Here is a 25,246-nt window from a genome sequence, read left to right on the forward strand (position 1 = left end):
GATTGCGGAAGGCGTTACACCTGAATCTGTCCGGAAATCTGCTGCAGCGTAATCACGACGAACTCCGCCGGTTTCAGCGGCGCGAATCCCACCACGATGTTCACGATGCCCAGATCGATATCGTTCTGCGTCGTCGACTCGTGGTCGCATTTGACGAAGTACGCGTCCTTCGGCGTCTGGCCCTGGAAGGCGCCCTGGCGGAACAGGTTCTGCATGAAGGCGCCGACGTTCAGGCGCACGCTTGCCCACAGCGGTTCGTCGTTGGGTTCGAACACGACCCACTGCGTGCCGCGATACAGGCTCTCTTCGAGAAACAGCGCGAGCCGCCGCACGGGGATGTATTTGTACTGGTCGGCCAGCACGTCCGCGCCGCGTGTCGTCCGTGCGCCCCACACGACCCTGCCCACCACCGGGAAGGCGCGCAGGCAGTTCACGCCGAGCGGATTGAGCTGGCCGTTTTCGCCGTCATGCAACGGCACGGTCAGTTGCGGCACGTTGACGAGCGTCGCATCGACGCCGGCGGGCGCTTTCCAGACCCCGCGCTGCGCGTCCGTCCGTGCGAACACACCGGCAATCGCGCCGCATGGGACGAACGGCTGAAGCTGTCCGTTTGCGAGTGGGTTGGGCTGCATCACACGCGGAAAGAACACCGCGGCGTTGGTGCTCGATGCGCCCAGTGTCGCGCCGAGATCGGCCGCGCCCTTCACGGCGAGCGGCGCCGTGCTCCATGCATCGGGTGAGTCGACGATCATCATCGCGCGGCGCTGCGCGCAGTAGGCGACCGCCGCGGTCACGATCTCCGGCGCGAGCGTTCCGCCCATTTCGAGCGGGGGAATACACAAAAGATTGAACAGGTCCGCTTTTGCGAGCGCATAGAGACCGGTCTTCGCGGCTTCGTCGCCGAGCACGTCGGCGTCCTGCAGCGGGCCACCGTCCTCGCCGGTCTTGTCGAACGGTGCGCTGCCCTCTTTGGGCAGCGGCAGCAGTTTCGGACCACCCGCCGCCGGCGGATCGAGCAGCTTCGTATCGGGAGAGACGCTCACGAGCGACGACTGGCTGGCGAGGACATTCGTCACGAAGTTGACGCTCGACGGATCGACCGACAGATTCAGGAAGCGCTCGATGCCGACTCTCGACGAACCGTCCGCGCTGTTCTGCGTGACCGTGAGATTGAAGGTCGAACGCGTCTGCCCTGCTGCCACGGGCGCTGTGCCGTAGTCGACGGTGGCGCTCAACGTGTTACCCCATGCACCGGGGCTCGACGCCTGCAGGATCAGCGGATGACTGTTGGCGTCGTTGAGAGAAACCGTAGCGGGAGCGGCTGGTTTTGCGGCAGGCGCGGCAGGCGTCGCCGGGGCCGGCGGTGCAGCGGGACCACCACCGGCGGGTGCGACGGGCGGTGTCGCGCCACCGCCGGCGGGTGGTGTCGCGCCGGGCGCAGGCGGTGCCGGCACGACCCGCACGACGATGGCCTGACTGCCGCCGTTCAGGAAGAAGTCCCGCACCGCGAAACCCAAGGGCAGACCCGCGGTCAGGCCGCCGAAATTCTGCTCGAAGTCGCCGAAGCTGAACACGGTCGTCGGGTCGTTCGCGCTGCCTTTGGCGGTCTGCCCGACGAACGCGGCGATCGAAGTCGCCACGCCCGTGATGGTGTGCACGATGCTCGTCGCTTCTTCGATGTAGACGCCTGGATAAGTCAACGTAAGGGCCATGGAGCGCTCCCGGTTAAATGCGTTTTGCCTGTCCATCGATCGCGTGCGTGAGTCGCGTGGGGCAGGGCCGTGTCACGACGCCGAGGTCCCTTCACTCACCTGGCGTTGCACTTCCACTCGCTTCGCGTGTGTACAGCACGGTTCCGTCCACCAGCGCGTGCCGCGTCACGCGCCCTTCTTCGACAAGCCGGTCCAGCGCACGCCCGATCAACCGGGCATCCGCATCGCAACGCTGCTCGGGCAGCCACCAGTTGCCGATTCCATGCGCCGTGTCGGCCGCATCGGGATGGTGTTTCAGGTAGCCGACGATTGCATCGCATAACTTCGAAAGATTGACTTCGTCGGAGTCCACTCAGCGCACCAGATCTTCACAATGGCCCTGCAGCGGTGTGGGGCGTGAAAAGCAAGTTGTGTTCCGAGCGCGGAAGTCGCGTGGCGGTGGCAGGCGGTAACGGCTGCTCAGTCAGGCTGACGTGGATCGGGATGGCTGCGTGAGGGTCCGCGCTCTGGTCGGCAATGATCGGGACAGGAAGAGGGTGCGGTATGTGAAGACCCGGTATCGGGTGATTTTCGACCCGGTGCGGTCGACGCAAAACGAGCGTAACGATCGTGCGAATATTGCTGTGGCGAACGTCTGCCAGGCGACGGGAGAGAAACTCAGACCCGGGTCACTCCTGCCCCATCCAGTTGAGGTCCGCGGCTGCATGCGCGATTCCGTGCTTCTTGAGCAGCTTGCCGAAAGCGCGCCGCTCCTTGCCCGCAAGAGTCGCGGCGCGCGTGACGTTGCCGCCCGCCACCTGCAATGCATGCGCGAGATAGCGCGACTCGAATTCGGCGATCACCCGGTTCTTGGCGGTCTTGAAGTCTTCGTGACACTTCTTGGGTGTGGCCGCCACACGGGTTACTTCAGACGCGGGTTGGTCATCCATTCCCGCAGGCGGCGGGATGATGATCGTGGCGCCGTCGGCGAGCAGATATTCGCGATACACCAGATTTTCAAGCTCGCGAATATTGCCGGGCCATTCGTAGCGGTTCATCCATTCGAGCGTGCTGCGGTGAATCGTCTTCGGTCCACGCTCGAAGCGCTCCGTGCATTTTTTCAGAAACGCATCGGCCAGCATCGCGACGTCACCATGACGGTCGCGCAAGCGCGGCAGCGTGACATACATGATGCGTAACCGGAACAGCAGATCGAGACGGAAAGTGCCTTCGCGAGCGAGCGCCGCGAGATCGGAGTTGGTCGCGGCGATCAGACGCACGTTGGCCTGCCGGCTCTCCGGACCGCCTAACGGTCGGTATTGATGGTCCTGCAGGAAGCGCAGTAACGATACCTGCGCTTTCAGCGGCAACGCGTCGATCTCGTCGAGGAACAGCGTCCCGCCTCCGGCGTGGGCGACGAGGCCGACCTGCTCGACGTGCGCATCGGTGAACGCGCCGCGGCGATGGCCGAATAATTCGTTTTCCACCAGATCGCCGGGAATCGCCCCGCAGTTGACCGGGACGAACGGGCCGTCGCTTTTGCTGCCGCCGTAGTGAATCGCGCGCGCCGCCAGTTCCTTGCCGGTACCCGTTTCGCCTTCGATCAGAACGGGCGCGTCGCACCGCGCTATTTTCTCGATCAGCCGGCATGCTTCGAGGAAAGTAAGCGATTGTCCAATCATCGGGAGCTCACTCCTGCTGACAAGGCCGCTGCTCCGTAGCGGCCTCGGCACGGCGCTACGGCAATCTGGCTGGGGCACAGAGATATCGGTCGCCGGCGACGGTCCGGATGCGATCACCGGTTGATTCGGGCGCCGAACCGACGACATGGCAAGGTGCTCGAAATCGGATGCAAGGGCAGTGTAATAGGTGGTCTGATGTTTCATCGGCCAAGAGGCCGGCGCCTGAAGCCTGGCGTAATCGAAGCGGCATAACCCGCTACCTTGCGCGATGCAGCGCGCATGTCAGCGCATCGCGCACTGCCTGAAGCAGACGACTGTCCGCATCGTCCTTGCGCGTCACCACGGACAACTGCAGGCTCGGCGGCGACCCGCCCAGCCGGATCGTGCGCACTGGATAACGCTCGCACACACCGGGATCGACCATCTGCAGAACCGAGACACCGAGCCCGGCGCTGACCATCGCGACAATTGCCGTCACGCTGTCGAGTTCGAGCGAGCTGCGCTTACCCGGCATGAGCTGGCGCACGTGACGCGCGCCCATCGCGCCCGTCATCGTGGTGCGGTCGTAGCGGATCCAGTCGTAGCGGCCGAGCAGTTCATGTATCGAGGATGCTTTTTCGTCGGGTGGCGCGATCATCACCAGTTCGCGACGCAATAGCGGATACCACGCGAGGCCCGCCACCCGTCCGCGCTCGGGCTGTGCTGCCACCGCTGCATCCAGCACGCCGGCTTTCACATCGTCGATCAATCCCGAACTGCGGCCTCGCTGCGGTCGCAACAGCAGGCGCGGATGCGCCTCGCGTAGCTGACGCATCGTGCCTGGCAGCACTAGCGGCTGAATCGATTCGATCAGACCCAGCTTGACGGTGCCTTCGACCACCACCGTATTGCGGCGTCGCAACGCTTCCATCTGCTGCAGGCCTTCGCGCATGGCCGCCATGACCTGATGCGCCATCGCCGTCGGCTGCACCTGCAATCCGCCGCGGCTGAAAAGCGGCTGGCCCAGATACTGTTCAAGGTGTTTCATCTGCATGCTCACCGCGCTCGGCGTCAGGTTCATGACGACGGCCGCCGCCGCAAAAGAACCTTCCGAAATCACCGCGCCGAGCGTCTGGAACGATTCGAGCCTCATCAACTTTCCTTATGAACGGAGTGAAATAAAGTCACTTTTGTTGACTATCCGCCGAGCCTATACTTTTTTCAACACAACGACATCCGGAGACACTGCTTCATGTACACCTTCAGACCTGTTCCGTGGCTAGCGGCCGAGGCAGACAACGACACGTCGTGGATCCAGCGCCTGAGCGCCGACGAAGTCGCCGGGTTCGACGCCGCGCTCGCGCATGCGAAAGCGCTCGAGCGGCCGCTTCTGGAACTGACGCCCGCTGATTTCCCGCTGCCCGCGGTGTCGCGCGACGCACTCAGGCGGGCGCTCGACACCACGCAGGCGCGCTGGGGCATGTGTCTGCTCAAGGGTTTTCCCGTGGAACGCTGGAGCGAGGACGAGACGCGCCTCGCGTACTGGGGAATGGGCCTGCACCTGGGCGTGGCGCGCACACAGAATCGCGCGAGCGATATTCTCAACGACGTCCGCGACGTCGGCTCGGTCTACAAGGCCACCAACGGCCGGGGCTACAACACCAACGCGTCGCTCGACTTCCATATGGATTCCTGCGACGTGGTCGGTCTGCTGTGCCGCCGCGCTGCGCGGCAAGGCGGAGAGAGCAAGGTGGTCAGCTCGATGGCCGTGTTCGACGAAATGCAGCGTCGACGGCCGGATCTCGCCGAAGTTCTGCGCGGGCCGTTCTACTTCAGCTATCAGGGCGCGCAGGACGCGGCGCAACCGCCCTACTACTGCTGCCCGATCATCGGCAACCAGCCGGACTGCTTTGCGATGCGCACGAACCGCAAGAACATCGTCGCCGCTCAACGCGATTTCGACGACGTGCCGCGACTGTCCGATGCGCAGAGTGAAGCACTCGATCTGCTCGACGAACTGATGATCGACCCGCGCTTCTGCTTCTCGATGTCGCTCGAACCGGGCGACCTGCAGTTGCTGAACAATTACGTGACGATCCACTCGCGCACGAGCTTCGACGACTATGAAGAGCCCGACAGGAAGCGGCACTTGTTGCGCCTGTGGCTCGGCATCCCCGATGCCCAGCCGCTGCCTGAGAACTGGCTCGAATATTTCGGCGACGTGCGGGCGGGTGCGGTTCGCGGCGGCTTGCGCGGCAGTCATCGTTCGGCGGCCTTCGAGGCGTACGAGATTCGCCAGGCGGCGTATATGGGGATGGCGCTGAAAGAATGGGCGCCGATAGCGTCTTCATCGCCTTCAGTGGTGACGGTCTGATCGATTACGGCCTGCCGGCGATCGCCGCGATCATCGCGGACGCCGCACGGATGGTTCGTCGATGCAAGATATGCAGGAACTGGGCGACTGGCGTCGCGCCGCTGTGCAGCCGGTTCGTCGATCGAACCGGCTGACGCCCGACGACACAGCACGGCCCCACCATAAGATAAATACGGAGACGACATGGCATCAGCGGAATCCATCGGCCTGCGGCTGGACGCATTGCCGCTCAGCGCATTTCATCGGCGCATGCTGTGGCTGATCGCGGCCGGCATGTTCTTCGACAGTTTCGACATCACGCTCGCGGGCTCCGTGCTCGGCGCGCTCGTGCATGGCGGCATGTCGAACCTGCGGCTCAACGGCTTTTTCATCTCGTCCACTTTTATCGGCATGGCGATCGGCGGCAGTCTCGCGGGACTGCTCGGCGATCGCTTCGGACGCCGCTTTACCTACCAGGCGAATCTGCTGGTGTTCGGGCTGGCTTCGGTCGCGGCCGGCTTCGCGTCCTCCATGCCGTGGCTGATTGCATTGCGGCTGATCATGGGCGTCGGGCTCGGCGCGGAGATCGTCGTCGGCTATTCGACGTTGATCGAAATCATTCCTCCGAAGCATCGCGGACGCTACTCGGCCCTGCTCGCGCTGGTCACGAACAGCGCGCTATTCGTGTCGTCGCTGGCGGGCTATTTTCTGATTCCGCTATGGGGCTGGCGGTCGATGTTCTTCGTCTCCGGCGCGGGCGCGCTGCTCGTCTGGGTCGCGCGCAAGTCGATGCCCGAATCGCCTCGCTGGCTCGCGGGTGAAGGTCGGCTCGACGAAGCCGACCGGATCGTCGCGAAGATCGAGGCCGATATTCATGGGGCGGATTATCGTGCGCCCGAAACGCCGCCCACGCTGATGGAACACACACCGATGCCGCCGCTGTCCGTGCTGTTCTCACGCGAAATCTGGACGCGCACGCTGGTCGGTACGACCATTTCGGTCGTGATCGGCATTGCGATTTACAGCTTCGTCACGTGGGTGCCGACGTTTCTGCTGAAACAGGGCTTGAGCCTGTCGTCGTCGCTCGGTTACAGCATGTTGATGTCGCTCGGCGGACCGGTTGGCGCCGGCATCGGCGTGCTCTGTACGGACCGGTTCGGGCGGCGCCGCTGCATCACCATCGCGTCGCTGATCGGCGCGGCGATGGGCGTCAGCTACGCGCTGTCGACTTCGCCGATGATGGCCGCGGTGATGGGCTTCCTGCTGTTCTGCTGCTTGTATGCGATCGTCGCACTGGCGGTCGCGTGCTATATCCCTGAACTGTTCGGCACGCGCTACCGGCTTCGCGGCAACGGATTCTGCGCGGTGGTCGGTCGGATTGCATCGTTCTGCGCACCGGGTATCACGCTACTGGTTTATCAGGCGGGTGGGATTCGCTACGTGGCGTTCAGTGTGGCCATGCTGCTCGTGCTGCAGGCGCTGGTGGTGTTCGGTTTCGGTGTCGAGACCCGCTCGCGCTCGCTCGAAGTGATCGAGGAAGCGTCCGGCTCGCTTGAACCGGTCGTTGCGCAGTTTTCGCGCAGATGATTCCGCGCGACTCATTCGGCACGGCTTCATTACGCGTTTTGTAGTGGGTCTATCGGGGGGATGGGCCTAGCTCTCGCTTTGTCTCGCGATCTGCAACAATCTATTCAGGTATTAAGTATTTACCCTAACACGCAACCTCCCTAGACTACGTCCATGGGTTGCAGACAAACGTTGTTTGCAACGCCACATAAAACAATTTCTGGAGGTAGTTACCATGAACTCGCTCATCAAGGCTGTTGCTGTTGCACTCGTCCTCGCTGCTCCGGTTGCATCGTTCGCACAATCGAACCAGCCGCTCACCCGCGCAGAAGTTCGCGCTCAGTTGATTCAGGTAGAAAAAGCCGGTTATCGTCCGGGCGTGTCCGATCCGTATTATCCGACCGACATCCAGGCTGCCGAAGCACGGGTTGCTGCACAGAATCCGGTTGCTCAAGCTGATCAGTCTGGCTTCGGTGGTGTCGTGAGCGGTTCGTCGGCTTCGGGTGTCCGCAGCCACGGCAACGCCGCAGTCGGTACCGACGCGCATTCGGTGTACTTCGGTCAATAAGCTTCGAAGTCGCTCGATAAAGTAAGCGTCTCACTTCGTCTCACCCAACGGGTTCGCCGCCGGATACGCCGACAGCGAACCCGTTGCGTCGCAATACCTCCACTGCCAGATGATCTGGTGGTTTCGCCCGGCGTTTTTCTCTGGGCTCTTTTTCCCCATCTCTCTATCGCCACGGTCCTAACGGTGCTTTGACCGGCTCGATTATCATCATGGCGTTCCCCACCGCAGTCCGGGCCTCCTATCCGTTTCGTCCTGCCCCCTACGCACATGACAGCATCGACGTCCCATCCTTCGTCCGGCACCGCCCTCGCACGACTGAAAGCGCTCGGCCTCGCGTTGCCAAAAGTGCCGTCTCCGCGCGGCGCGTTCAAACCCTTCTCCCGCTACGGTCAGCTGATTTTTTTGTCAGGGCAGATTTGCGAGTGGGAAGGCGAGGTGAAATTCTCGGGGCCAGTAGGCGAGGTCCACGATCTGAAGGCCGGGCAGCAGGCCGCCCAGATCTGCGCCCTCAATCTTCTTGCGTCCTTACACCTCGCACTCGACGGCGATCTCGATCGCGTCGTGTGTTGCCAGCGCGTCGGCGGATTCGTGTATGCGACGCCGGGGTATCCCGATGTGCCCAAGGTGATCAACGGTGCCTCCGATCTGTTCTTCGAAGTGTTCGGAGAACGCGGTAGACATGCGCGCACGGCAGTTGGGGTTGCTTCGCTTCCTGCCGCCGCGGCTGTCGAAGTCGAGGCGATTTTCGAGGTTCGCTAACCGCTAATCGCTAACCGCTGTCCGGCGCCCCGCTCAGCGTGTTGGCGTGGGCCACTCAGCCGACCGCCTGCGTCGCGCGTTGCATATGCGTCGCGTTATACCGCACGACTTTCCCCGTGCCCGGTTCGAAGCCGAGACGTCCCGTCAAGCTCTCCAACGGCCGACCGTAAAGATGGAAGTGCAGCGTCGGTTCGGCACCACCGACGTGGATGCTATGAATGTCATCGGGCAGGAACGCGATCGGCACGCCCGGGCGCACCACCACCTCCTGCACCAGTTGCAGCCTGGCGCTATCCGCGTCACGGCCGTCGTCGATCCGCCGATAGATGCGATTCAGTTCCGCTCCTTCGATCGCGGCAATCACGGCCCACGTATCGTGGTTATGGGGAATCGTCGTCTTGCCCGGCAGCAACGAATTTAGATAAAGCGCGAAGCCGTCTTCGTCCGGATTGAGCCGGTAGCGCGTCGACGTGTCGCCGCTGCCAGGCTGCGGCGGCGGAAAGTCGGCCGCATCGAACAGCGAGTGGTGCGTCGCGAGTTCCACCAGCCGCTCGCTGAGCGAATCCAGCGCGGCGCGCGTGACGCCCTTCTCCGAAATGATCCGGCGTGCGTCGGCAAGCAGCGCCTCGACGGCTTCGCGGCGCCCGGTGCGGACGGTCTCGCTGGTTTCGTGAGTGATCGTGGTGGTGGTGATAGTGGTGGTCATGGTCCGGCGAATAGAACGCGGAAATAAGGGGACATGCTTGTGTTCGCCCAGCCGCACGTCATCTTAGGAATATTTATCGGGTTCGTGAACCAAGGAATGCTTAGAAACTTATCGGTGGGCCCGCTAAGTGAACTCCGCTGCGCCACAGAGTGGGGTGAGGTTTCCTGAACTAACACGTCGTCAACATATCGGGCGTGAATACGTCGTCGATTGGTTACGTTCACGCGCCGCTAGTCGAGTGGGGGCTTTTCACAAATGTTGCGTCGCGCAGCGGCAGTTCCGGATCGCATGAGCGCTCTCGCGCCGGGAACTCGAATTGTTCTGCGTTGCGGAGATCAGGTCGTGGAACATCATGGCGGCGTGCTTGTTGATGTAGCGGGTTATGGTCCGGTGCCGTGGGCCAGTCTTGTGCCCTGCTGCGCCTACATCTTCACGCTAGCGATTGACGGCGGGCTTCACCTTGTTGAATACATAGCCGGCGAACCCGTCCTTGAGGTCGGGGTACTGCTGGATGATTGCTTCGGCCAGTTCGGCGACAGGATCGATACCCAGGCGGCGCAGTGTCAGCCGGCCGGCCGGCGTGCCTTTATAGGTCCTGCGCCAGTCCTCTCGCTGCTTCTGCGTGGCCGCTTCGTAGGCTTCCCATCCGCGCCGGATTTCGTCGACCATACGGTCCTGCGCGCGCACGTTCTGCGCGGCGATTCGCAGTGCCATCCGCGTGTGCTGCTGTTCTTTTTCTTCGCTCTCACGTCTGGACGACATGGCGATCGTTTCCTGAGTTTCGACCATCTGGCGCTCGGCGTCGGAGACGACCCATTGCTCTTTCAGTGCTTTCATGAAAAAGCCGGCCGGGCTTTTCGAGACCTTTCCCATCTTAAGGCTGAAGCGCGTTCGCTCGATCGCCTGTTCGAGTCGCTCATCGGTGTAGGTGTCGCGATCCGCGGCAATCTGATTCAACTGCGCGCTGGACAGCCCGATCTCCTGCTTCAGGGTCTTGTAGAGTTCCTGGGCCTGCTCGTGCGTATGCAGCACGCGCTCGGCCATTTCCTTGCGCTGAATCCGGAAACGCAGACGGCCGATTTTTCGCGAGCCGGGTTCGTTACGCGTCTCGTAGGCGAGCGTCAGGTCAGAGACTTCATTGATCTGCTCGGTAGCCGGCGCGAGCCAATCGCGCTTGAAATATTTGAATTCCTGCGCTTTCGCACCGATCGCTCCCTGCCACGAACGCAGCTCGTCGAGTTCGAACCAGCCGGTGATACCTTCGTCCGCGTACGGGAGCAGGTGGTCGTACATAACCCGCGCGTAGCTGAGCGTAAAAAGCGAGGTGATGCGCAAGCTCAGCCAGTGCGACTTGCCTGGACCACGGATTATCCCGATCAGATCAGGCGGAACCCGGAACTGAAAGCGGCCACCCGCGTACGAGATGCGACCGATCAGCTGGACCGATCCGAAGGGTTTGACGCCGTCTGCGTCTGGCGACGCGGTCGCCTGAATCAGCGCGCGCTGGGATTCGGTGATGACCTGTTCGAGGTGCGCGTTGTTGCGACTCGAATAGCGCATCAGCCATTTGAAGTAGTCGAGTTCGACGTCGTACAGGTCGCGGACCTGCTCCTCCTGCGCAACGATAAAATACGCGGCGTCGATCAGACGGCGCGCAGCAACGCCCAGGTCGATAATCCGGATCAGAACGTTCTTGCGCGCGAAGCCAATGTCGGAGCGTGCCGCATCGAGCGGCAGCCCTTGTGCGTTCGTGTCGTCGAATAGCGCCAGCGCCAGTTGTCTGGACGTGGCCACCTGCCCTGCTGTCGCCATTGCGCCTCCCTGCCCGCTGGTTTCATCGATGTGGCGGTACGGTAACGAGAGCAAAGTGCGCTGTCAACACAGATCACCTCACCTTGGTTGGGTGGTTTTCACAAAACGCCTCACCTACCCTGAACCCGGTACACATTTCATCTCACCTATGCGGCCAGGAAACCTCACCTTGCCAGCACTATCTGTCTCACCTTGCCGTTGTAAACACTGCACTTTGCTGCTCAATTAACATCACCTTCGGCACAAATCGCCTCACTTTCTTAACTTAAGTGTCTGATTTAATGAACGTTCTGGTTTGCTGTGGTTAGTAGGTTGGTTCTGTATTTTGTGTAAACACCAACAAACCGGTCTTCAGATTCTGAGCTTAGAGTGCTGGAATTGATTGGAGATGGACTGGATGCGCATTGGTGCAGTCGTCGCCTTTTTGTTCAGTGTTCTTGAGCACGAAGGATGATTGCGCGGCGATTCTAAGGTGAGGCGAATTGTGCTATTCCCTGGAATCGCTTCCGTTCTGGGATGTTTTCGTGGCGGCCAAGGTGAGGTGTTCTGTGTTGGTCCTAGTTTAAGTTCATAGCTTGAATTGGAAGATGCTGGCCCTCCGGGTTACGTCATTTATCCAAGCTGTTGAATTCACGCGTATTTTATTTATTGAGATTGCTGAATTTCGTTTCAACCTTATAGCTATTCTGGAAGCCAGCGAGTATTCTACGGTTCGGCGTCTAGTAGGCGTAAAACCGTGGAAATATGCGGTAGGTGTGAAGCAAACACCTCACCGTCGACTGAAAAAGGATGGATCTGATGAGTTTGAGCGAGTTGCCAGGAATCGACCGACGCGTGAAGCTTTCCAACCTCGGGGAGTTTGCCCAGCGGTTGTCCGTAATGACCGATGAATTGCGCGATCAGATACTGGCACCGCGGCCACGGAAGACGGCACCTGTGTTCACGATAGGCGAGTTGTCCGATCTGTGCGGCATTGACCGGCAGAAGATCAATTACCTGGCGACGAAAGAAGGTTCGGATCTGCCGCCGGGTGAAGCGCACGGTACAGGGCGCGCGCGCATATTCTCTCTCAAGGACGTGCGAACCTGGGTTCAACAGGTTTCCGACGTTTATCAAACTCCGCTTGTGACCGGCACGCGCGAGCAACGAGGGCGCGTGCTGATTACAGCGAACTTCAAAGGCGGTTCGTGCAAGACGACGACGACCATGTGCATCGGCCAAGGTTTGAGCCTGAGGGGTCGAAAGGTCCTGCTCATCGACCTTGACCCGCAGGCCTCGCTTTCGGAATTGTGCGGCTTGTATGCCGAGAAGGACGTGACTTGGGAGGATACCGTTCTTCCCTACATTTATGATCCGGATATTGAAGGCGGTCTTGGTTCGAAAGTGCAGAGCACTTACTGGGACGGACTCGATGTGATCCCGGCGCATAACTATCTGCACGACGCGGAGTTCCACTTGCCGACGGCGCAGAAGACAAGCCCTGGCTTTGAGTTCTGGTCGGTGCTACGGAAAGGAATTGAACCACTTCGCGCGCAATACGATTACATCATCCTGGACACAGCGCCGTCCCTTTCGTACATGACACTCAACGGGTTAATGGCTGCCGATTCAATGGTGATGCCGCTGGTGCCGGAGAGTCTCGATTTTATTTCGTCGGTTTCGTTCTGGTCGTTGTTCGCCGAGGTCGCGAACGGGTTTGTCGAACACGAAGTCGACAAGACGTACGACTTTATTTCTATTCTTTTGTCGCGGGTGGATTATGGGACAACCTCGTCTGCACCGGTCGTTCGATCCTGGTCTCAGCGTGCGTATGGCGATTGGCTTCATACAACCGAGGTTCCTTCGAGTTCGGTAATGAGTAACGGCGCACTGGCATTTTCGACGGTTTTCGATTTGTCTCGATCTGATGCTGTCGCGAAGACATTGGCGCGGGTCAAGCAGCCGTTGCTCGATTATTGCAAGTGGATCGACGATCAGTACGTGGCGCAATGGAGGGCTGGGAAATGAGTAATCTGCGTGAGCGCATGATGAGCAAGACCGCCGAAGTGCGGGCAGCGAAAGACATCCAGCTTGACCATCAACAGGACAAGCCGTCCAGTCCGCGCACGGCTCCGGGGATGGCGGGAGCGTTGGCGCAGGCGCAGCAGCGAATCGTCGAACTCGAGCGTGCTGGGGCATCGACCGAAATCCCGGTGACGGATATCGTTCCGAATCCGTGGCAGCCGCGGCAGCTATTCAACGAAGCGAAGCTGACGCAACTCGCGGAATCGATTCGTGAAGCCGGGTTGGTGCAGCCGATTGTTGTTCGGCGATCTGCGCAGGGCTATCAGATCGTAGCTGGGGAAAGGCGCTGGCGTGCACACAAGATGATCGGAAAGGAAGCGATTAAGGTCGTCATCATCGATCTCTCGGATGAAGAGATGGCGATGCTGGCGCTTGTCGAAAACGTGGCTCGGGAAGATTTATCCGACTACGAAATTTCGCGCTCTATCCGCAGGACCGAAAAGGAGTTTCCTAACCGCAAACGTATGGCGGAGGCCTTGGGGGTATCCCGGTCGGAACTGTACCGATATCTTGCGTTTGGCGATCTCCCAGATTTTGTCGTGAGTGATCTGGACATTCAGCCTCGGTTGATTGGGGCGCACGCTGCCGAAGGGGTGGTCTCTGCGCTGCGGGATCGGGATACGCGAGCACTGGAGATTGCACGTGGTGTTTGGGGAAAGCTGGTTGCTGGTGATCTGGATCAATCCAAACTTGCCAGGACAATCAAGCAGGCCGTGGAGAGTGAGAACGGGGTGTCGACGAGCGTCAGCGACCGAAGCATAGAAAAGATTTTCTCTGGAAAAAATCAGGCGGGATCGATTACGAAAGATGCGGTTGGTTTCACAGTGAAGATTCGGGCAGGGATGCTGACAGCCGACAAGGAGGCTGAAATCCGAAAATTGATCGGCCAGCTTTTTAGTGCGAGCAGTGGTACGTCTGAATAGTCTGTGTGAGTGTCCCCAATGGGGACACTGACTGGTGGGACAAGCCCGAGCTTACTCGGGCTTTTTTTATGGCTGGAACGGCCTTCGAAGAGTCTTGCACTGATCCAGCGAAATTGTTTCGTTGGACAGTCTCTTCACTTCACATACTACGTGTGTCCCCATTGGGGACACACGTAGTTGATGTCGAGTCGAGGGTTTTCCTCCGTGCAACTTGCCTAGCAATCGGTGTCGTCCCATGTCGCGCACGAGTCGGATTTCATTGAGCCATGACATCATTTGCATACGCAGCCAACTATCTTTTCACGGATTGTTTGGGCAAAGCGACGCAGCTCTGGACCGCGTTTACATCGACTTCGCGCCGTTAGCCCAAGATAGCATTTCAGCGCAGGCGATCTTTCAGGGCTTGCGCCGCGGGCCGCAGCCGCACGCAAGGAGTATCGCGCCACGGTTCAATTCCGCGCTGACGCGAGGGCGCAGAGAGGAACGTGAGTTGTCACACCCGAAAGCGCCGCCTTGAAAATATTCGATTTCGACAGACGTCGAAATCGACGAACACGGGTACGCCGGCCTTATCACCGACCCGATATCTACGCTGCGAATGGCGTCATCGAAGCGATTACCTGGAAGATCAACCAGTCTTGGGGACGAGATCTGACGCAAGAAGAATCGCGCTAAACGAGATTTATGGATTCGGGTAGTAGATGACCGCAGCCACATCTCGGCGCAGATAGGCGGTCAAAGCGATTCTCTCTAGCCTTGAAAGGAGCGCAGCTAACTCAAACATCGCAGAGTACCTGCTCGATATAGCTTGGCTAGGTCAACAATCTGCAGAATATTCTCGACGAACCACGGCCGCGGGGCGTGGCTTTAACCTGTCACCGATCAGCGCGATGCACCGGTGATTCGGGTGCCCACAAATGTGCTATCAGACGCACATCGGTCACCGCTCATCAATTAGCGCTTCGTTCGTTTTATCTTCCAGCGTCACGATGAAGAAGCCCGCACGTTGCGTGCAGCGGCGTCCCAACATGCGCGCATGCCATTTACCCGCAGTAACCGCAGAAGACAAGATCGAGACTAATCCAAACTAAACGCCGATCCGACTCGCAACGGCATCAGGGTTTCAGGACCTCGTGCCGAATAATTGACGAAGATACTTGGCCTTTCCGCTAGCTTGTGTCAAAAGCCTCACCCCTATTGGATATTCATGCCGTGAAACATCACGAATCAGTTGGAGATAGAAATAAACCCATGATTTAAAACAGAAAAAACAAGATAAAACAACAATGTTTCACGCATTTTAGGCAAGAAACCCCAAACCTACCCCGACCATCAACCAAATCCGTCTTTCACGAACACATTCGACCCTCGTCAGAAATGGATGTAACAAAAAATACGTAATCTGTAGTTTATTTCAGAGGGCGTCACTACACACCAAGCAACTCCGCCATAGCCTTAAGTCAGCACAACCACCACTCCAAACCACCCGTCGCCTTCAAACCCACCCCGTACAACTACCTACCCCCAGCCCCTTGACCACCCATCACCCCAGCACCATACTTTGTCCGTACAAACAACCAAACAAATCAACGGAGTCAAAGCATGCAAGCAGAAGAGGTAGGCAATCAACGATACCGGGCAAGCTACGGCCGGTACTTCGAAGAATTCACTGTAGGTGATATCTACGAACACCGACCCGGCCGCACTATCACCGAGGCCGACAACATCCATTTCTCGCTGCTGACAATGAACTTCCATCCAATGCACTGCGATGCGGCGCACGCAGCGAAGAGCGAGTTCGGTCAACTGCTGGTGAACAGCGGCCTGACCGTCGCCATCGTGCTCGGCATGTCGGTGAACGACGTCAGCGGAAAGGCAATCGCCAATCTGGGCTGGAAAGAAATCAAGCTGACCGGTCCGGTGTTCTGCGGTGACACGCTCTATGCCGAATCCGAAGTGTTGGAAAAGCGCGAATCTAAATCGCGTCCCACGCAAGGCATCGTCACCGTCCATACGAGAGCGTTCAAACAGGACGGCACGCCGGTGATGGACTTCGTCCGTACCGCACTGATTGCAAAGCAGGGTCACGGCACAGGCGACTGAATCCAGCAAGCCAAAAAAAGCGCGCCTGCCTGACGCAGGCAATTCCGTTCGGTTGCCCAATCGCCATCAGAGCGAACGCATCCGATCATGTCGTCACAGGATTGGAGACACTTGTGAGCCAACTCGTAAGCTCAGGCGCACGCCTCGACAGACTTCCCATGGCGCGATTCCATTGGAAGATTCTCGGCCTCATCAGCGCCGGCGCGTGCCTCGACGCGTTTGACGTCTATCTCGCCGGCGGTGTGTCGGCGGCCATGCTCAAGCAGGGTTTCTCGACCCTGCAACTCAACGCCCTGTTCGTCTCCGCCGGCTTTTGCGGCATGGTGATCGGCGCCGGACTTTCTGGTTATCTCGGCGACCGGTTCGGTCGCCGATCCTCGTATCAATTCAACCTCGCACTTTTCGGCGTGATGTCGATCGTCGCGGCCTTCGCGCCGAGCATCAACTGGCTGATCGCCTGTCGTTTCCTGATGGGCATCGGGCTCGGCGCAGAACTCGTCGTCGCGGCAGGCACGTTGTGCGAATTCATCCCTCCGGCCTATCGCGGTCGATGGATCTCCCTGCTCGGACTGATCGTCAACTCCGGCCTGGTGATTGCGACCAGCGTCGGCTATGTCGTGATCCCGCTGCTCGGCTGGCGGTGGATGTTCGGCATCGCGGGAATCGGCGCGCTGATCGTATGGGCGCTGCGCCACAGCATGCCGGAGTCGCCGCGCTGGCTCGAATCGGTGGGCCGTCTCGACGACGCCGAACGCACCGTGAGCGCGATCGAAGCAGAAGTCGAGAAGCAACGCGGCCCGCTCCCGGAGTGCCCTCGAACGCAAGACCTCGAAGTGCCGCAATTACCGTTCAGCGCGCTGTTTCGTAGCGGCATGATCGGCCGGACCCTGACGGCGGCGCTGACCGCGGTCGCAGTGAACATCGCGGTGTACGGCTTCGTTGCCTGGTTGCCGACGTTCTTCATCCGGGAAGGGCGGGACATCGTGACCTCGCTAGGCTTCACGACGCTGATGTCGATCGGCGCACCTTTCGGTGCCGTGCTTGGCTTTCTCTCGGCCGATCGCCTGGGCCGCGCGAAAGGCCTCGTGTTCTTCGCCGCCGCGACGATCGTACTCGGCTTCATCTATCCGCAGATGTCCGCCAATGTCGCGATCGCAAGCGTCGGCTTCGTGCTGGTCAGTTGCATCTTCGCGATCGTCACGCTCGGTCTGTTCGGCTACGTTCCGGAGCTTTTCCCGACCGCCCTGCGCTTACGCGGCACTGGCGCGGCAGGGGTGTGCGGGCGACTTGCCTCCATGACGACTTCGTATATCGCCGTGCTGCTGTACGCCCGCTTCGGACTGTACGGCGTGCTCGGCATGGTGTCGGGCGTGCTCGTGTTGCTGATCATCGCGGTGCTCTCGCTGGGTGTGGACGCAAACCAGTATTCGCTGGAAGCCGCGTCGCCGGATGAAGACGCAATCAACCCGGAGCTCGACTTCGGCCATGGAGGCATGACACGATGACCCGCACGACTATCTCGGCCACATTGGCCCGCTTCACGCGAAACCTGCAACTTTCCGACGTCCCGCAAGCGGTCCGTGAACGTGCCAAACATCTGATGCTGGACAGCATCGGCCTCGCCTTCGCGACCGCACCGCTCGGCTACGCCCATGTGACGCTCGCTGCGTTGCAGGACCTGAGCGACGGAGAAGGTCACGCCTCGGTCTTCGCTCATCGCGAGCGGCTTGCACTGCGCGATGCGATGTTGCTCAACGGTCTGCTGATACACGGGCTCGACTTCGACGATACCCATGCGCGTGGCGTCATCCACTCGACGGCGAGCGCATTGCCCTGCGTCTTCGGCCTTGGCGAGCGCGAGAACGCAAGCGGCGCCGACATGCTGGCCGCCTATCTTTGCGCAATGGAAGTGTCGACGCGCGTCGGCACGGTGGCGCTGAGCGGATTCCACAAGGCGGGGTTCCATCCGACCGGGCTCGCCGGCGCGTTCGGTTGCACACTGGGCGCTGCGCGTCTGCTCGGCCTCGACGAAAATCAGGCGATCCACGCGCAAGGGATCGCGCTGTCGATGGCGTCGGGCAGTCTCGAGTTTCTGCAAGACGGCGCGTGGACCAAACGCCTCCATCCAGGTTGGGCCGCGGTCGCCGGCACCACGGCGGCGTCGTTGGCGCGACGCGGTTTCGTGGGCCCCGGCGCACCCTATGAAGGCCGCTACGGTCTCTACGCACTGCATCTGAACGACGACGCCACGCCCGACCTGAGTCTCGCGACAGCCGGCCTCGGCGAGCAATGGGAAATCGACAACGTCGCGTTGAAACCGATCCCCGCCTGCCACTTCACGCATGCCGCTTCGGACGCTGCGATCGAAGTCCACCGCCAACACGGACTGAAGGCCGCCGACATCGAAAACGTCGTGGTCCGCGTGCCGGGCCCGACGGTCGACGTGATCTGCGAGCCGGTGGCCAACAAGAAGCGCCCGCAGAACAGCTACGACGCGCAGTTCAGCATTCCGTACATCGTGGCGGTCGGTCTGTTGAAAGGCCGCTTCACGCTGGACGATCTCGACGATGCCGCGCTCGCCGATCCGGCGGTTCTGGCGCTCGCCCAGCGCATCGACTACGAGGTCGATACCGATTCGACGTTCCCGCGTCACTACACGGGCGAGGTCGTGGTCTTTACGCGCGACGGCCGCCGCTTCGCTCACCGCGAGGCGATCAATCGCGGCTCGCCGGACCGGCCGCTCACCAACGACGAAATCGTCGCGAAGTTTTTCGACAACGCGCAGCGCGTGGTGTCCCGCGAGCGGGCCGCGCAGGTGCGCGACGCCGTGCTCGACCTCGAACGTTCATCCGTATCCGCGCTCGCGGGTGCGCTGCGCCATTCCAGCTAACAGGAGTTTGCATGGCTACCATCGATATAGAAACAACCGAAGAAGCGAGAGCCAACGAGGAACTGATCCTCGACATGCTGGACCGCTTCCTGAAGACCGAAGTGAAGCCCTATGTTCACGCACTCGAGGCTGCCGACGAATACCCGCACGAGATCGTCGAAAAGATGAAGGCCATGGGTCTGTTCGGTTGCCTGATCGCGCCGGAGTATGGCGGCCTGGGTCTCTCGACTGCGACCTACGCGAAGATCGTCGACAGGATCTCCGCGGTGTGGATGTCGGTGAGCGGCATCGTCAATTCGCACCTCATCATGGCGATGACTGTGCAGCGCAACGGCACGGAGCAGCAGAAGCAGGACTATCTGCCGCGTATGGCGACCGGTGAACTGCGCGGCGGAATCGGTCTGACCGAGCCGGATTGCGGGACCGACCTGCAGGCGATCCGCACCGTGGCGCGTCGCGATGGCGACAGCTACATCGTCAACGGCAGCAAGACCTGGATCACGAACAGTCTTCACGGCAACGTGCTGGCATTGCTCGTGAAGACCGATCCGAAGGCCGAGCCGCGTCATAAGGGCATGAGCCTGCTGATCGTGGAGAAGGGACCTGGTTTCGAAGTGAGCCGCAAGCTCGAGAAGCTCGGCTACAAGGGAATCGACACCTGTGAGCTGACCTTCACCGACTTTCGAGTGCCGGTGGCGAACGTGATCGGCGGGGAAGAAGGCCGTGGCCTGAAACAGATTCTCGGCGGACTCGAACTGGGCCGCATCAACGTGGCGGCGCGCGGTGTCGGCGTGGCGCAGGCCGCGCTCGACGAAGCGGTCTCGTACTCGCAACAGCGCAAGACGTTCGGCAAACCGATCTGCGAACACCAGGCCATCGCCCTCAAGCTCGGTGAAATGGCGACGCGCGTGCAGGCGGCCCGTCTTCTGACCGAAGCCGCGGCGAACGCCTACGACCGTGGCGAGCGTTGCGATATGGAAGCCGGCATGGCGAAATATTTCGCGACCGAAGCCGGCCTTGAAAACAGTATCGAAGCCATGCGCATTCACGGTGCCTACGGTTACTCCAAGGAGTTCAACGTCGAGCGTCTGTATCGCGACGCGCCGCTTTTATGCATCGGCGAGGGCACCAACGAAATGCAGCGGATCATCATCGCAAAGAATCTGATCGCCAGGAACCCGATATGACCTTACCTCTCTCCGGTGTGCGCATCGTCGCGGTCGAACAGTATGGTGCGGGTCCGTTTGCGACCCAGCATCTCGCCGACCTCGGCGCGGAAATCATCAAGGTGGAAAACTTCCGCGAAGGGGGTGACGTGGGTCGGGCCGTGGGCCCTCACTTCTTCGGCGAAGGCGATAGCCATTTCTTCGAGGCATTCAACCGCAATAAATGCAGTCTCACGCTCGACCTGAAAAAAGACGACGCGCGCGCGGTGCTGCTCGACCTGGTTAAAACGAGCGATGCGGTGTTCAACAATCTGCGCGGCGACCTGCCCGTTAAACTCGGACTGACCTACGAGCAGCTCAAGGAAGCCAATCCGTCCATCGTCTGTGCGCACCTGTCCGCCTATGGACGCACCGGTAGCCGCGCGGCGTGGCCCGGTTACGACTACCTGATGCAGGCCGAGGCCGGTTATCTGTCCGTGACCGGTGAACCGGACAGTCCGCCGGCGCGTTTCGGATTGTCGATCATCGATCTGATGACCGGCACCACCGCCGCGATGGCGCTGCTGGCCGGGATCGTGCAGGCACGCGCAACCGGTATCGGCCGCGATTTGGACGTGAGCCTGTTCGACGTCGCCTTGCACAATCTCGCCTACGTGGCGACCTGGTATCTGAATGGCGATGTGGTCACCGGACGCGACCGCCGCTCGGCGCATCCATCGTTGACGCCGAGCCAGTTGTACAAGACGAAGGACGGCTGGATCTTCCTCATGTGCAACAAGGAGAAGTTCTGGGGCGTGCTCGCCGAGGTGCTCGATAAACCTTCGTGGATCACCGATCCGCGTTTCAACAACTTCAAGGCCCGACTCGAGAACCGCGAACTGGTCGAGAAAGAACTCGATGCCGCATTGTCGACGGCAAGCACGGACGAATGGCTCAAACGCTTCGGTGGCCAGGTGCCGGCCGCACCGGTGTACGACGTCAAGCAGGCACTCGACAATCCGTTCGTGGCCGAACGCGCTGGCGTGGTCGATGCCGAGCATCCGCGTTTCGGCAAGATTCGCGGCGTCGCCGCGCCCGTGCGCGTGGACGAGCCGTTGCCCTTGCGTGCCGCGCCGGAACTCGGCCAGGACACGGACAGGCTGCTCGCTGAACTCGGTTACGATAGCGAGCGTATTGCCTCGCTCCGTAAGAATGCCGTCGTGCAATGAAGTCCGACCGCTTCGGCGACGGGTGGAGTGGGGCGCACACGCTCCCTTCATCCATTCTCATGCGAGAGCCGATGGTCACCGTATTAAATCAGCAACCGCGTTACATGCAGTTGGCACAAACCCTCGTCAACGAAATCCAGAGTGGCCGTTATCCGGTCGGATCGACCATTCCAACCGAGTTCGAGCTGTGCGAGCAGTTCGGCGCGAGCCGTTCGACCGTTCGTGAGGCGGTCAAGCAACTCGTGCAGTTGGGCATGGTGGTTCGGCAGGCAGGAGTGGGCACGACCGTGAAGGCGGTGCGAACCGAGAACAGTTATCGGCAGGTCATGCAGCAGTTGAGCGATCTGCATCGCTACACCGCCGATACGACGCTCGAGTTTCTTTCGAAGACGACTGTCGAGATCAACGACCCGGTGCTGTGCGATATCACGCGCGCGAAGCCTGGCGAAACCTGGCTGCGAATCGAATTCCTGCGGCGCTCGCCGAATAGTTCCGATCCCATCTGCCACACCGAGGTCTTCATCCAGCCCGCGTTCCGCTCGCTCGACGTCGTCGAAAGCCAGCCACAAATGCCCATCTACACGATGATCGAGCGCCAGTTCGGTGAACAGATTGCGGAGGTGGAGCAGGATATCCGCGCGATGGCCTTGCCGTCGCATATTGCAAAGCTCGTCAACGCGAAAGCGAATTCACCGGCGCTGCGGCTGTGCCGCTCCTATTTCAACCGGCGCGGCCAGATTGTCGAAGTGTCCGTCAACATTCATCCTGCGGATCGTTTTACCTACTCCGAGACCTTTCAGCGAGGGTGGAACGCCGCTTAGTGCCGTTCATGGAGAACCACATGGCGTTACGTAGTTATCTGTTCGTGCCCGGCGACCGCCCGGAGCGATTCGAAAAAGCACTGGCGAGCGCCGCGCACCAGGTGGTGATCGATCTGGAAGACGCAGTCAATCCCGACGCGAAAGTGGCTGCGCGCGAAGGACTATCTGCGTGGCTCGGCGACGCACTGCCTAAAGCCCATCGGTCACGAGTGGTCGTGCGCGTGAATGCGTTCGGCACGCCGTGGCATGAGGACGACGTGAGCATGCTGCGCACGGCGGGCCTCACGAACGTAATGGTCCCCAAAGCGGAGAATGCAAGCGAACTCGCCGATATCGCCGTGCGCTGCGGTGCCGAAGTCACGCTTATCGCGCTGATCGAAAGCGTTACCGGCATCGTGCAGATGCGTAATATCGCCAATGAGAAAGCCGTATCGCGCCTCGCGTTCGGCTCGTTCGATTACTGTGTGGATGCAGGCGTCGACGGTACAGATCGGGAACTGGATTATGTCCGCTCGCAATTCGTTATCGAATCACGTTATGCCAATCTGCCGCCGCCGGTGGACGGCGTGACGCTGAGCGTGGACGACGCCGCGCTCATTTCCGAAGATGTCGCGGCAGGACGCCGCTTCGGATTCGGGGGCAAATTGTGCATCCATCCAAAACAGGTTGACCTTGTCAATCGCGGGTTCGCGCCGAGCGACGCGGATCGTGCATGGGCCGAACGGGTGCTGGCAAAGCTCGCGGAAAATCCGCGTGGGGCCATCGCCGTCGACGGCAAACTGGTCGACAAGCCGATCGTCGATCGCGCGAAGCGCATTGTTGCCGATATCTGATTTGCCCGGGCAAGCGAGCCTTGAAGATCACCGCTGTCCCGGAACTGCCCAACGAGGTTTAACCCCGAAATGGAACGCGAACTCCTGCATACACGTCGTATCGAGCTGACCGGCTACAAGCGGGCCGATGGTCTTTACGACATCGAGGGGCATCTCAAGGACACCAAGACTTACGATCGCAATTCAAATGGCGTCGTGCGCCGTGCCGGCGATGCGATCCACGAAATGCGGCTACGAATCACGGTGAATCTCGATCTGCTCATCGTCGATGCTCATGCAGAGTCGGAAGTCGTGCCGTATGAAGGTTTTTGCGAGCTTATTGCCCCGGACTATAAGAAACTGATCGGCCTGAAACTCGAAGCGGGCTTCATGCGGGAGACACGAAAACTGTTTGGCGGGGTCAACGGGTGCACGCATTTGACCGAGTTGATCGGCGGCGTGGCGACGGCCGCCTTCCAGACGATGAGCGAAGAAATCAACGCGTTGAACGAGAGCCAGCCGTTCCAGATAAACGGCTGTCATGCGCTAGTCAGCGATGGCGAAGCGGTGCGGACGTTTTATCCCAAGTGGTTCCGGCCGGGCGTCGCGCAGGAGAGTTGAGCAGGCCTTATCCACCGCGATGCCACCATGGAAGGCCGCACGCCTTGGCTCATTCGGCCGCTTCTATCTGCGTCACCGCCCTTTAGCCAGGAAGGCATTCGTTGCGAGATCGACTTCGAGTTCATCGAGGTTGGCATTGAAAAATGTGCGCAATTCTTCGAGTGAGGGAGCGGTCTGTAATAGCTGCTCGTAGCCGGGGTCGTCCAGATCGGGAACGCACTTGCGCAGGCGCATGGCTGCGTTCGCATAGCCGTTCAGGAAACCGAGCCGCGCGAAAGTCCGGTAGAAGTCTTGAAAGCCGTAGCCATGTTGTGTCATGAGCACGTACAGGTCGAACCAGTCTCGTGTTTTTGAACGCTCTGCGCAAACGACGCATTTGGTGGCGAATACTTCGTCCATGGACGCGACCCGCAGTGGCTCATCGGTCTCGCCGGTGATGATCCTGCTGGCGGGTGGGTCCAGACAGATCAACGAAATCTTGACCGTCCCGTTGGCGATGAAATTCTGCTGGTAGTCCGCCAGGTCCAGGCCGGAGTCGAGAAACTCTTCTTCTGCTACTGGGCTGCGCACCGGCTCCAGCGAAACTCCGGAGCGAGGAAGCTCGCTCGCCATGAGTTTGATCCGCGTGCGCGGCAGCTTTGCCTTCACGAAAGCAAAGTCCAGATCTTCGCTGACCCGGTGCCCGATGCGCAGCGTCAGCGCAGTGCCGCCGATCAGGACAAAGCCGCGCAGTAGCGGATGATGCACGAGCACCTCCCATACTGCCCGGGTGTCAGCGCGAAGTTTTGTCGTATCCACGGCGAAGGTTAGTCAGTAGGCGGCTGTTGACGGGTGCGGCACGGCGGGCTTCGACGGAATCTTCCCCGAGAAGCTGGCGCCATTCTTCTTCGAGCCTGTCCATGCCGAATTCGAGCGCGGCATCGAGCAGCACGGGAAACTGGGGATCCAGCAGGGCGCGCCGGATAAAGACGACATCGTCGGCCTGGCGATTGGACCAGACCAGCGCAGGGTACTTCTCGCGGAAAGTCTTCACAGGGGCACGTATGTCGTCTGGAGGGGCAGGGTGATCCACCTGCCTCGTAGAAGCGACTGGCGCCGTGCGAGGTACGACTGCAAGGCGAAGTCCAGTTGCATCGGCCAGTCGCCCGATGACATCGAGCCGTGCGTTGCCGCGCTTTTTCAGGCGGGAAAGCGATTCTTCCTGAATACCCGATGCCGCCGCCAGTGCCTTCTGGGAGAGACCTTGCCGGTCGGCTTCATCCAGAATATCGACGATGACCGAGGAAACCGCTGATTCCGACACGAACCCTCCGGTTGATAAAAGCATCAACCAGAGTCTAGCATGGTTGATTTATTTATCAATCGAAGATGATGCTTGGTGGTAAAACGTTCGTCTCGCAGTAGGCGCGACCCACAACGCAACTAACCGTCAGTCCCGGCAAGCTACCTCGATAACCTTCGGTCACACCTTGCCGGCATGAAACAGCCAACTACACGAATTTCGCCATCGCATCCGTGCGCG

At 60.3% G+C, this 25,246-nt stretch carries 22 protein-coding genes; 14 read left to right on the forward strand and 8 right to left on the reverse strand.

Features of this window, described 5'->3' with window-relative positions:
- Nucleotides 1-14: 14 nt before the first annotated feature.
- The 4 genes from FQ746_RS35190 to FQ746_RS12540 form a co-directional block, all read right to left on the reverse strand.
- Nucleotides 15-1,712: a phage tail sheath family protein gene (locus FQ746_RS35190; protein ID WP_144109702.1), complete on the reverse strand. Its 1,698-nt coding sequence runs from the start codon at nucleotides 1,710-1,712 to the stop codon at nucleotides 15-17.
- 91 nt (nucleotides 1,713-1,803) lie between these two features.
- Entirely contained in the window at nucleotides 1,804-2,064 is a 261-nt protein-coding gene (locus FQ746_RS12530) for a hypothetical protein (protein ID WP_144109703.1), read from the reverse strand.
- 316 nt (nucleotides 2,065-2,380) lie between these two features.
- Nucleotides 2,381-3,373 carry a sigma 54-interacting transcriptional regulator gene (locus tag FQ746_RS12535; protein ID WP_144109704.1) on the reverse strand — a complete coding sequence of 331 codons (993 nt, stop codon included), beginning with the start codon at nucleotides 3,371-3,373 and terminating at the stop codon, nucleotides 2,381-2,383.
- Nucleotides 3,374-3,629: 256 nt separating this feature from the next.
- On the reverse strand, nucleotides 3,630-4,505 hold the full coding sequence (locus FQ746_RS12540; protein WP_144109705.1) for a LysR family transcriptional regulator: 876 nt from the start codon (nucleotides 4,503-4,505) through the stop codon (nucleotides 3,630-3,632).
- Nucleotides 4,506-4,604: 99 nt separating this feature from the next.
- Between FQ746_RS12540 and FQ746_RS12545 the strand changes: the two genes are divergently transcribed.
- The 4 genes from FQ746_RS12545 (at nucleotide 4,605) to FQ746_RS12560 (ending at nucleotide 8,598) form a co-directional block, all read left to right on the forward strand.
- Nucleotides 4,605-5,726, forward strand: coding sequence for a TauD/TfdA family dioxygenase (locus tag FQ746_RS12545; protein WP_144109706.1), 1,122 nt, complete (start codon nucleotides 4,605-4,607; stop codon nucleotides 5,724-5,726).
- A gap of 183 nt (nucleotides 5,727-5,909) precedes the next feature.
- Nucleotides 5,910-7,292, forward strand: coding sequence for an MFS transporter (locus FQ746_RS12550; RefSeq protein WP_144109707.1), 1,383 nt, complete (start codon nucleotides 5,910-5,912; stop codon nucleotides 7,290-7,292).
- 214 nt (nucleotides 7,293-7,506) lie between these two features.
- Nucleotides 7,507-7,839, forward strand: coding sequence for a DUF4148 domain-containing protein (locus FQ746_RS12555; protein WP_144109708.1), 333 nt, complete (start codon nucleotides 7,507-7,509; stop codon nucleotides 7,837-7,839).
- 267 nt (nucleotides 7,840-8,106) lie between these two features.
- A complete protein-coding gene (locus FQ746_RS12560) occupies nucleotides 8,107-8,598 on the forward strand; it encodes a RidA family protein (RefSeq protein WP_144109709.1) in 492 nt (163 codons plus the stop codon).
- 55 nt (nucleotides 8,599-8,653) lie between these two features.
- Here FQ746_RS12560 and FQ746_RS12565 read toward each other — a convergent pair whose 3' ends face one another.
- Nucleotides 8,654-9,304 carry a cysteine dioxygenase family protein gene (locus tag FQ746_RS12565; RefSeq protein WP_144109710.1) on the reverse strand — a complete coding sequence of 217 codons (651 nt, stop codon included), beginning with the start codon at nucleotides 9,302-9,304 and terminating at the stop codon, nucleotides 8,654-8,656.
- Between the two features lie 435 nt (nucleotides 9,305-9,739).
- Nucleotides 9,740-11,116 (reverse strand): replication initiation protein, encoded by a 1,377-nt coding sequence (locus tag FQ746_RS12570; RefSeq protein WP_144109711.1) that lies wholly within the window; start codon nucleotides 11,114-11,116, stop codon nucleotides 9,740-9,742.
- 798 nt (nucleotides 11,117-11,914) lie between these two features.
- Between FQ746_RS12570 and FQ746_RS12575 the strand changes: the two genes are divergently transcribed.
- The 10 genes from FQ746_RS12575 to FQ746_RS12620 all read left to right on the forward strand — a co-directional run bounded on the left by FQ746_RS12575 (nucleotide 11,915) and on the right by FQ746_RS12620 (nucleotide 23,724).
- Nucleotides 11,915-13,123, forward strand: coding sequence for a ParA family protein (locus FQ746_RS12575; protein WP_144109712.1), 1,209 nt, complete (start codon nucleotides 11,915-11,917; stop codon nucleotides 13,121-13,123).
- Nucleotides 13,120-14,103, forward strand: coding sequence for a ParB/RepB/Spo0J family partition protein (locus tag FQ746_RS12580; protein WP_144109713.1), 984 nt, complete (start codon nucleotides 13,120-13,122; stop codon nucleotides 14,101-14,103). Before FQ746_RS12575 ends, FQ746_RS12580 begins: the two co-directional genes overlap by 4 nt.
- Before the next feature lie 1,602 nt (nucleotides 14,104-15,705).
- On the forward strand, nucleotides 15,706-16,206 hold the full coding sequence (locus FQ746_RS12585; protein ID WP_144109714.1) for a MaoC family dehydratase: 501 nt from the start codon (nucleotides 15,706-15,708) through the stop codon (nucleotides 16,204-16,206).
- Nucleotides 16,207-16,364: 158 nt separating this feature from the next.
- A complete protein-coding gene (locus FQ746_RS12590) occupies nucleotides 16,365-17,711 on the forward strand; it encodes an MFS transporter (RefSeq protein ID WP_260854007.1) in 1,347 nt (448 codons plus the stop codon).
- Nucleotides 17,708-19,096 carry an MmgE/PrpD family protein gene (locus FQ746_RS12595; RefSeq protein WP_144109716.1) on the forward strand — a complete coding sequence of 463 codons (1,389 nt, stop codon included), beginning with the start codon at nucleotides 17,708-17,710 and terminating at the stop codon, nucleotides 19,094-19,096. The genes FQ746_RS12590 and FQ746_RS12595 overlap by 4 nt, the downstream gene beginning before the upstream one ends.
- Nucleotides 19,097-19,107: 11 nt before the next feature.
- Nucleotides 19,108-20,283, forward strand: a complete 1,176-nt coding sequence (locus FQ746_RS12600; protein ID WP_144109717.1) for an acyl-CoA dehydrogenase family protein — start codon at nucleotides 19,108-19,110, stop codon at nucleotides 20,281-20,283.
- Nucleotides 20,280-21,470: a CaiB/BaiF CoA transferase family protein gene (locus FQ746_RS12605; RefSeq protein WP_144109718.1), complete on the forward strand. Its 1,191-nt coding sequence runs from the start codon at nucleotides 20,280-20,282 to the stop codon at nucleotides 21,468-21,470. Before FQ746_RS12600 ends, FQ746_RS12605 begins: the two co-directional genes overlap by 4 nt.
- A gap of 71 nt (nucleotides 21,471-21,541) precedes the next feature.
- Complete coding sequence (locus FQ746_RS12610; protein WP_144109719.1) at nucleotides 21,542-22,291, forward strand: GntR family transcriptional regulator; 750 nt, start codon at nucleotides 21,542-21,544, stop codon at nucleotides 22,289-22,291.
- Nucleotides 22,292-22,311: 20 nt separating this feature from the next.
- On the forward strand, nucleotides 22,312-23,124 hold the full coding sequence (locus FQ746_RS12615) for an HpcH/HpaI aldolase/citrate lyase family protein (RefSeq protein WP_144109720.1): 813 nt from the start codon (nucleotides 22,312-22,314) through the stop codon (nucleotides 23,122-23,124).
- Nucleotides 23,125-23,193: 69 nt separating this feature from the next.
- Nucleotides 23,194-23,724, forward strand: coding sequence for a DUF2889 domain-containing protein (locus FQ746_RS12620; protein ID WP_144109721.1), 531 nt, complete (start codon nucleotides 23,194-23,196; stop codon nucleotides 23,722-23,724).
- Nucleotides 23,725-23,796: 72 nt separating this feature from the next.
- Here FQ746_RS12620 and FQ746_RS12625 read toward each other — a convergent pair whose 3' ends face one another.
- Nucleotides 23,797-24,471, reverse strand: a complete 675-nt coding sequence (locus FQ746_RS12625; RefSeq protein WP_186310716.1) for a nucleotidyl transferase AbiEii/AbiGii toxin family protein — start codon at nucleotides 24,469-24,471, stop codon at nucleotides 23,797-23,799.
- Between the two features lie 25 nt (nucleotides 24,472-24,496).
- Nucleotides 24,497-25,027 (reverse strand): helix-turn-helix domain-containing protein, encoded by a 531-nt coding sequence (locus FQ746_RS12630; RefSeq protein WP_186310717.1) that lies wholly within the window; start codon nucleotides 25,025-25,027, stop codon nucleotides 24,497-24,499.
- Between the last annotated feature and the right edge of the window lie 219 nt (nucleotides 25,028-25,246).

The organism is Paraburkholderia sp. BCC1886 (assembly GCF_900996245.1).
Lineage (GTDB): Bacteria > Pseudomonadota > Gammaproteobacteria > Burkholderiales > Burkholderiaceae > Paraburkholderia.

Bases quoted from the DNA above. Each gene is read 5' to 3' on its own strand.
- FQ746_RS35190 (WP_144109702.1), bottom strand. From the start codon at position 1,712: ATGGCCCTTACGTTGACTTATCCAGGCGTCTACATCGAAGAAGCGACG.
- FQ746_RS12535 (WP_144109704.1), bottom strand. From the start codon at position 3,373: ATGATTGGACAATCGCTTACTTTCCTCGAAGCATGCCGGCTGATCGAG.
- FQ746_RS12540 (WP_144109705.1), bottom strand. From the start codon at position 4,505: ATGAGGCTCGAATCGTTCCAGACGCTCGGCGCGGTGATTTCGGAAGGT.
- FQ746_RS12545 (WP_144109706.1), top strand. From the start codon at position 4,605: ATGTACACCTTCAGACCTGTTCCGTGGCTAGCGGCCGAGGCAGACAAC.
- FQ746_RS12550 (WP_144109707.1), top strand. From the start codon at position 5,910: ATGGCATCAGCGGAATCCATCGGCCTGCGGCTGGACGCATTGCCGCTC.
- FQ746_RS12555 (WP_144109708.1), top strand. From the start codon at position 7,507: ATGAACTCGCTCATCAAGGCTGTTGCTGTTGCACTCGTCCTCGCTGCT.
- FQ746_RS12560 (WP_144109709.1), top strand. From the start codon at position 8,107: ATGACAGCATCGACGTCCCATCCTTCGTCCGGCACCGCCCTCGCACGA.
- FQ746_RS12565 (WP_144109710.1), bottom strand. From the start codon at position 9,304: ATGACCACCACTATCACCACCACCACGATCACTCACGAAACCAGCGAG.
- FQ746_RS12570 (WP_144109711.1), bottom strand. From the start codon at position 11,116: ATGGCGACAGCAGGGCAGGTGGCCACGTCCAGACAACTGGCGCTGGCG.
- FQ746_RS12575 (WP_144109712.1), top strand. From the start codon at position 11,915: ATGAGTTTGAGCGAGTTGCCAGGAATCGACCGACGCGTGAAGCTTTCC.
- FQ746_RS12580 (WP_144109713.1), top strand. From the start codon at position 13,120: ATGAGTAATCTGCGTGAGCGCATGATGAGCAAGACCGCCGAAGTGCGG.
- FQ746_RS12585 (WP_144109714.1), top strand. From the start codon at position 15,706: ATGCAAGCAGAAGAGGTAGGCAATCAACGATACCGGGCAAGCTACGGC.
- FQ746_RS12590 (WP_260854007.1), top strand. From the start codon at position 16,365: ATGGCGCGATTCCATTGGAAGATTCTCGGCCTCATCAGCGCCGGCGCG.
- FQ746_RS12595 (WP_144109716.1), top strand. From the start codon at position 17,708: ATGACCCGCACGACTATCTCGGCCACATTGGCCCGCTTCACGCGAAAC.
- FQ746_RS12600 (WP_144109717.1), top strand. From the start codon at position 19,108: ATGGCTACCATCGATATAGAAACAACCGAAGAAGCGAGAGCCAACGAG.
- FQ746_RS12605 (WP_144109718.1), top strand. From the start codon at position 20,280: ATGACCTTACCTCTCTCCGGTGTGCGCATCGTCGCGGTCGAACAGTAT.
- FQ746_RS12610 (WP_144109719.1), top strand. From the start codon at position 21,542: ATGGTCACCGTATTAAATCAGCAACCGCGTTACATGCAGTTGGCACAA.
- FQ746_RS12615 (WP_144109720.1), top strand. From the start codon at position 22,312: ATGGCGTTACGTAGTTATCTGTTCGTGCCCGGCGACCGCCCGGAGCGA.
- FQ746_RS12620 (WP_144109721.1), top strand. From the start codon at position 23,194: ATGGAACGCGAACTCCTGCATACACGTCGTATCGAGCTGACCGGCTAC.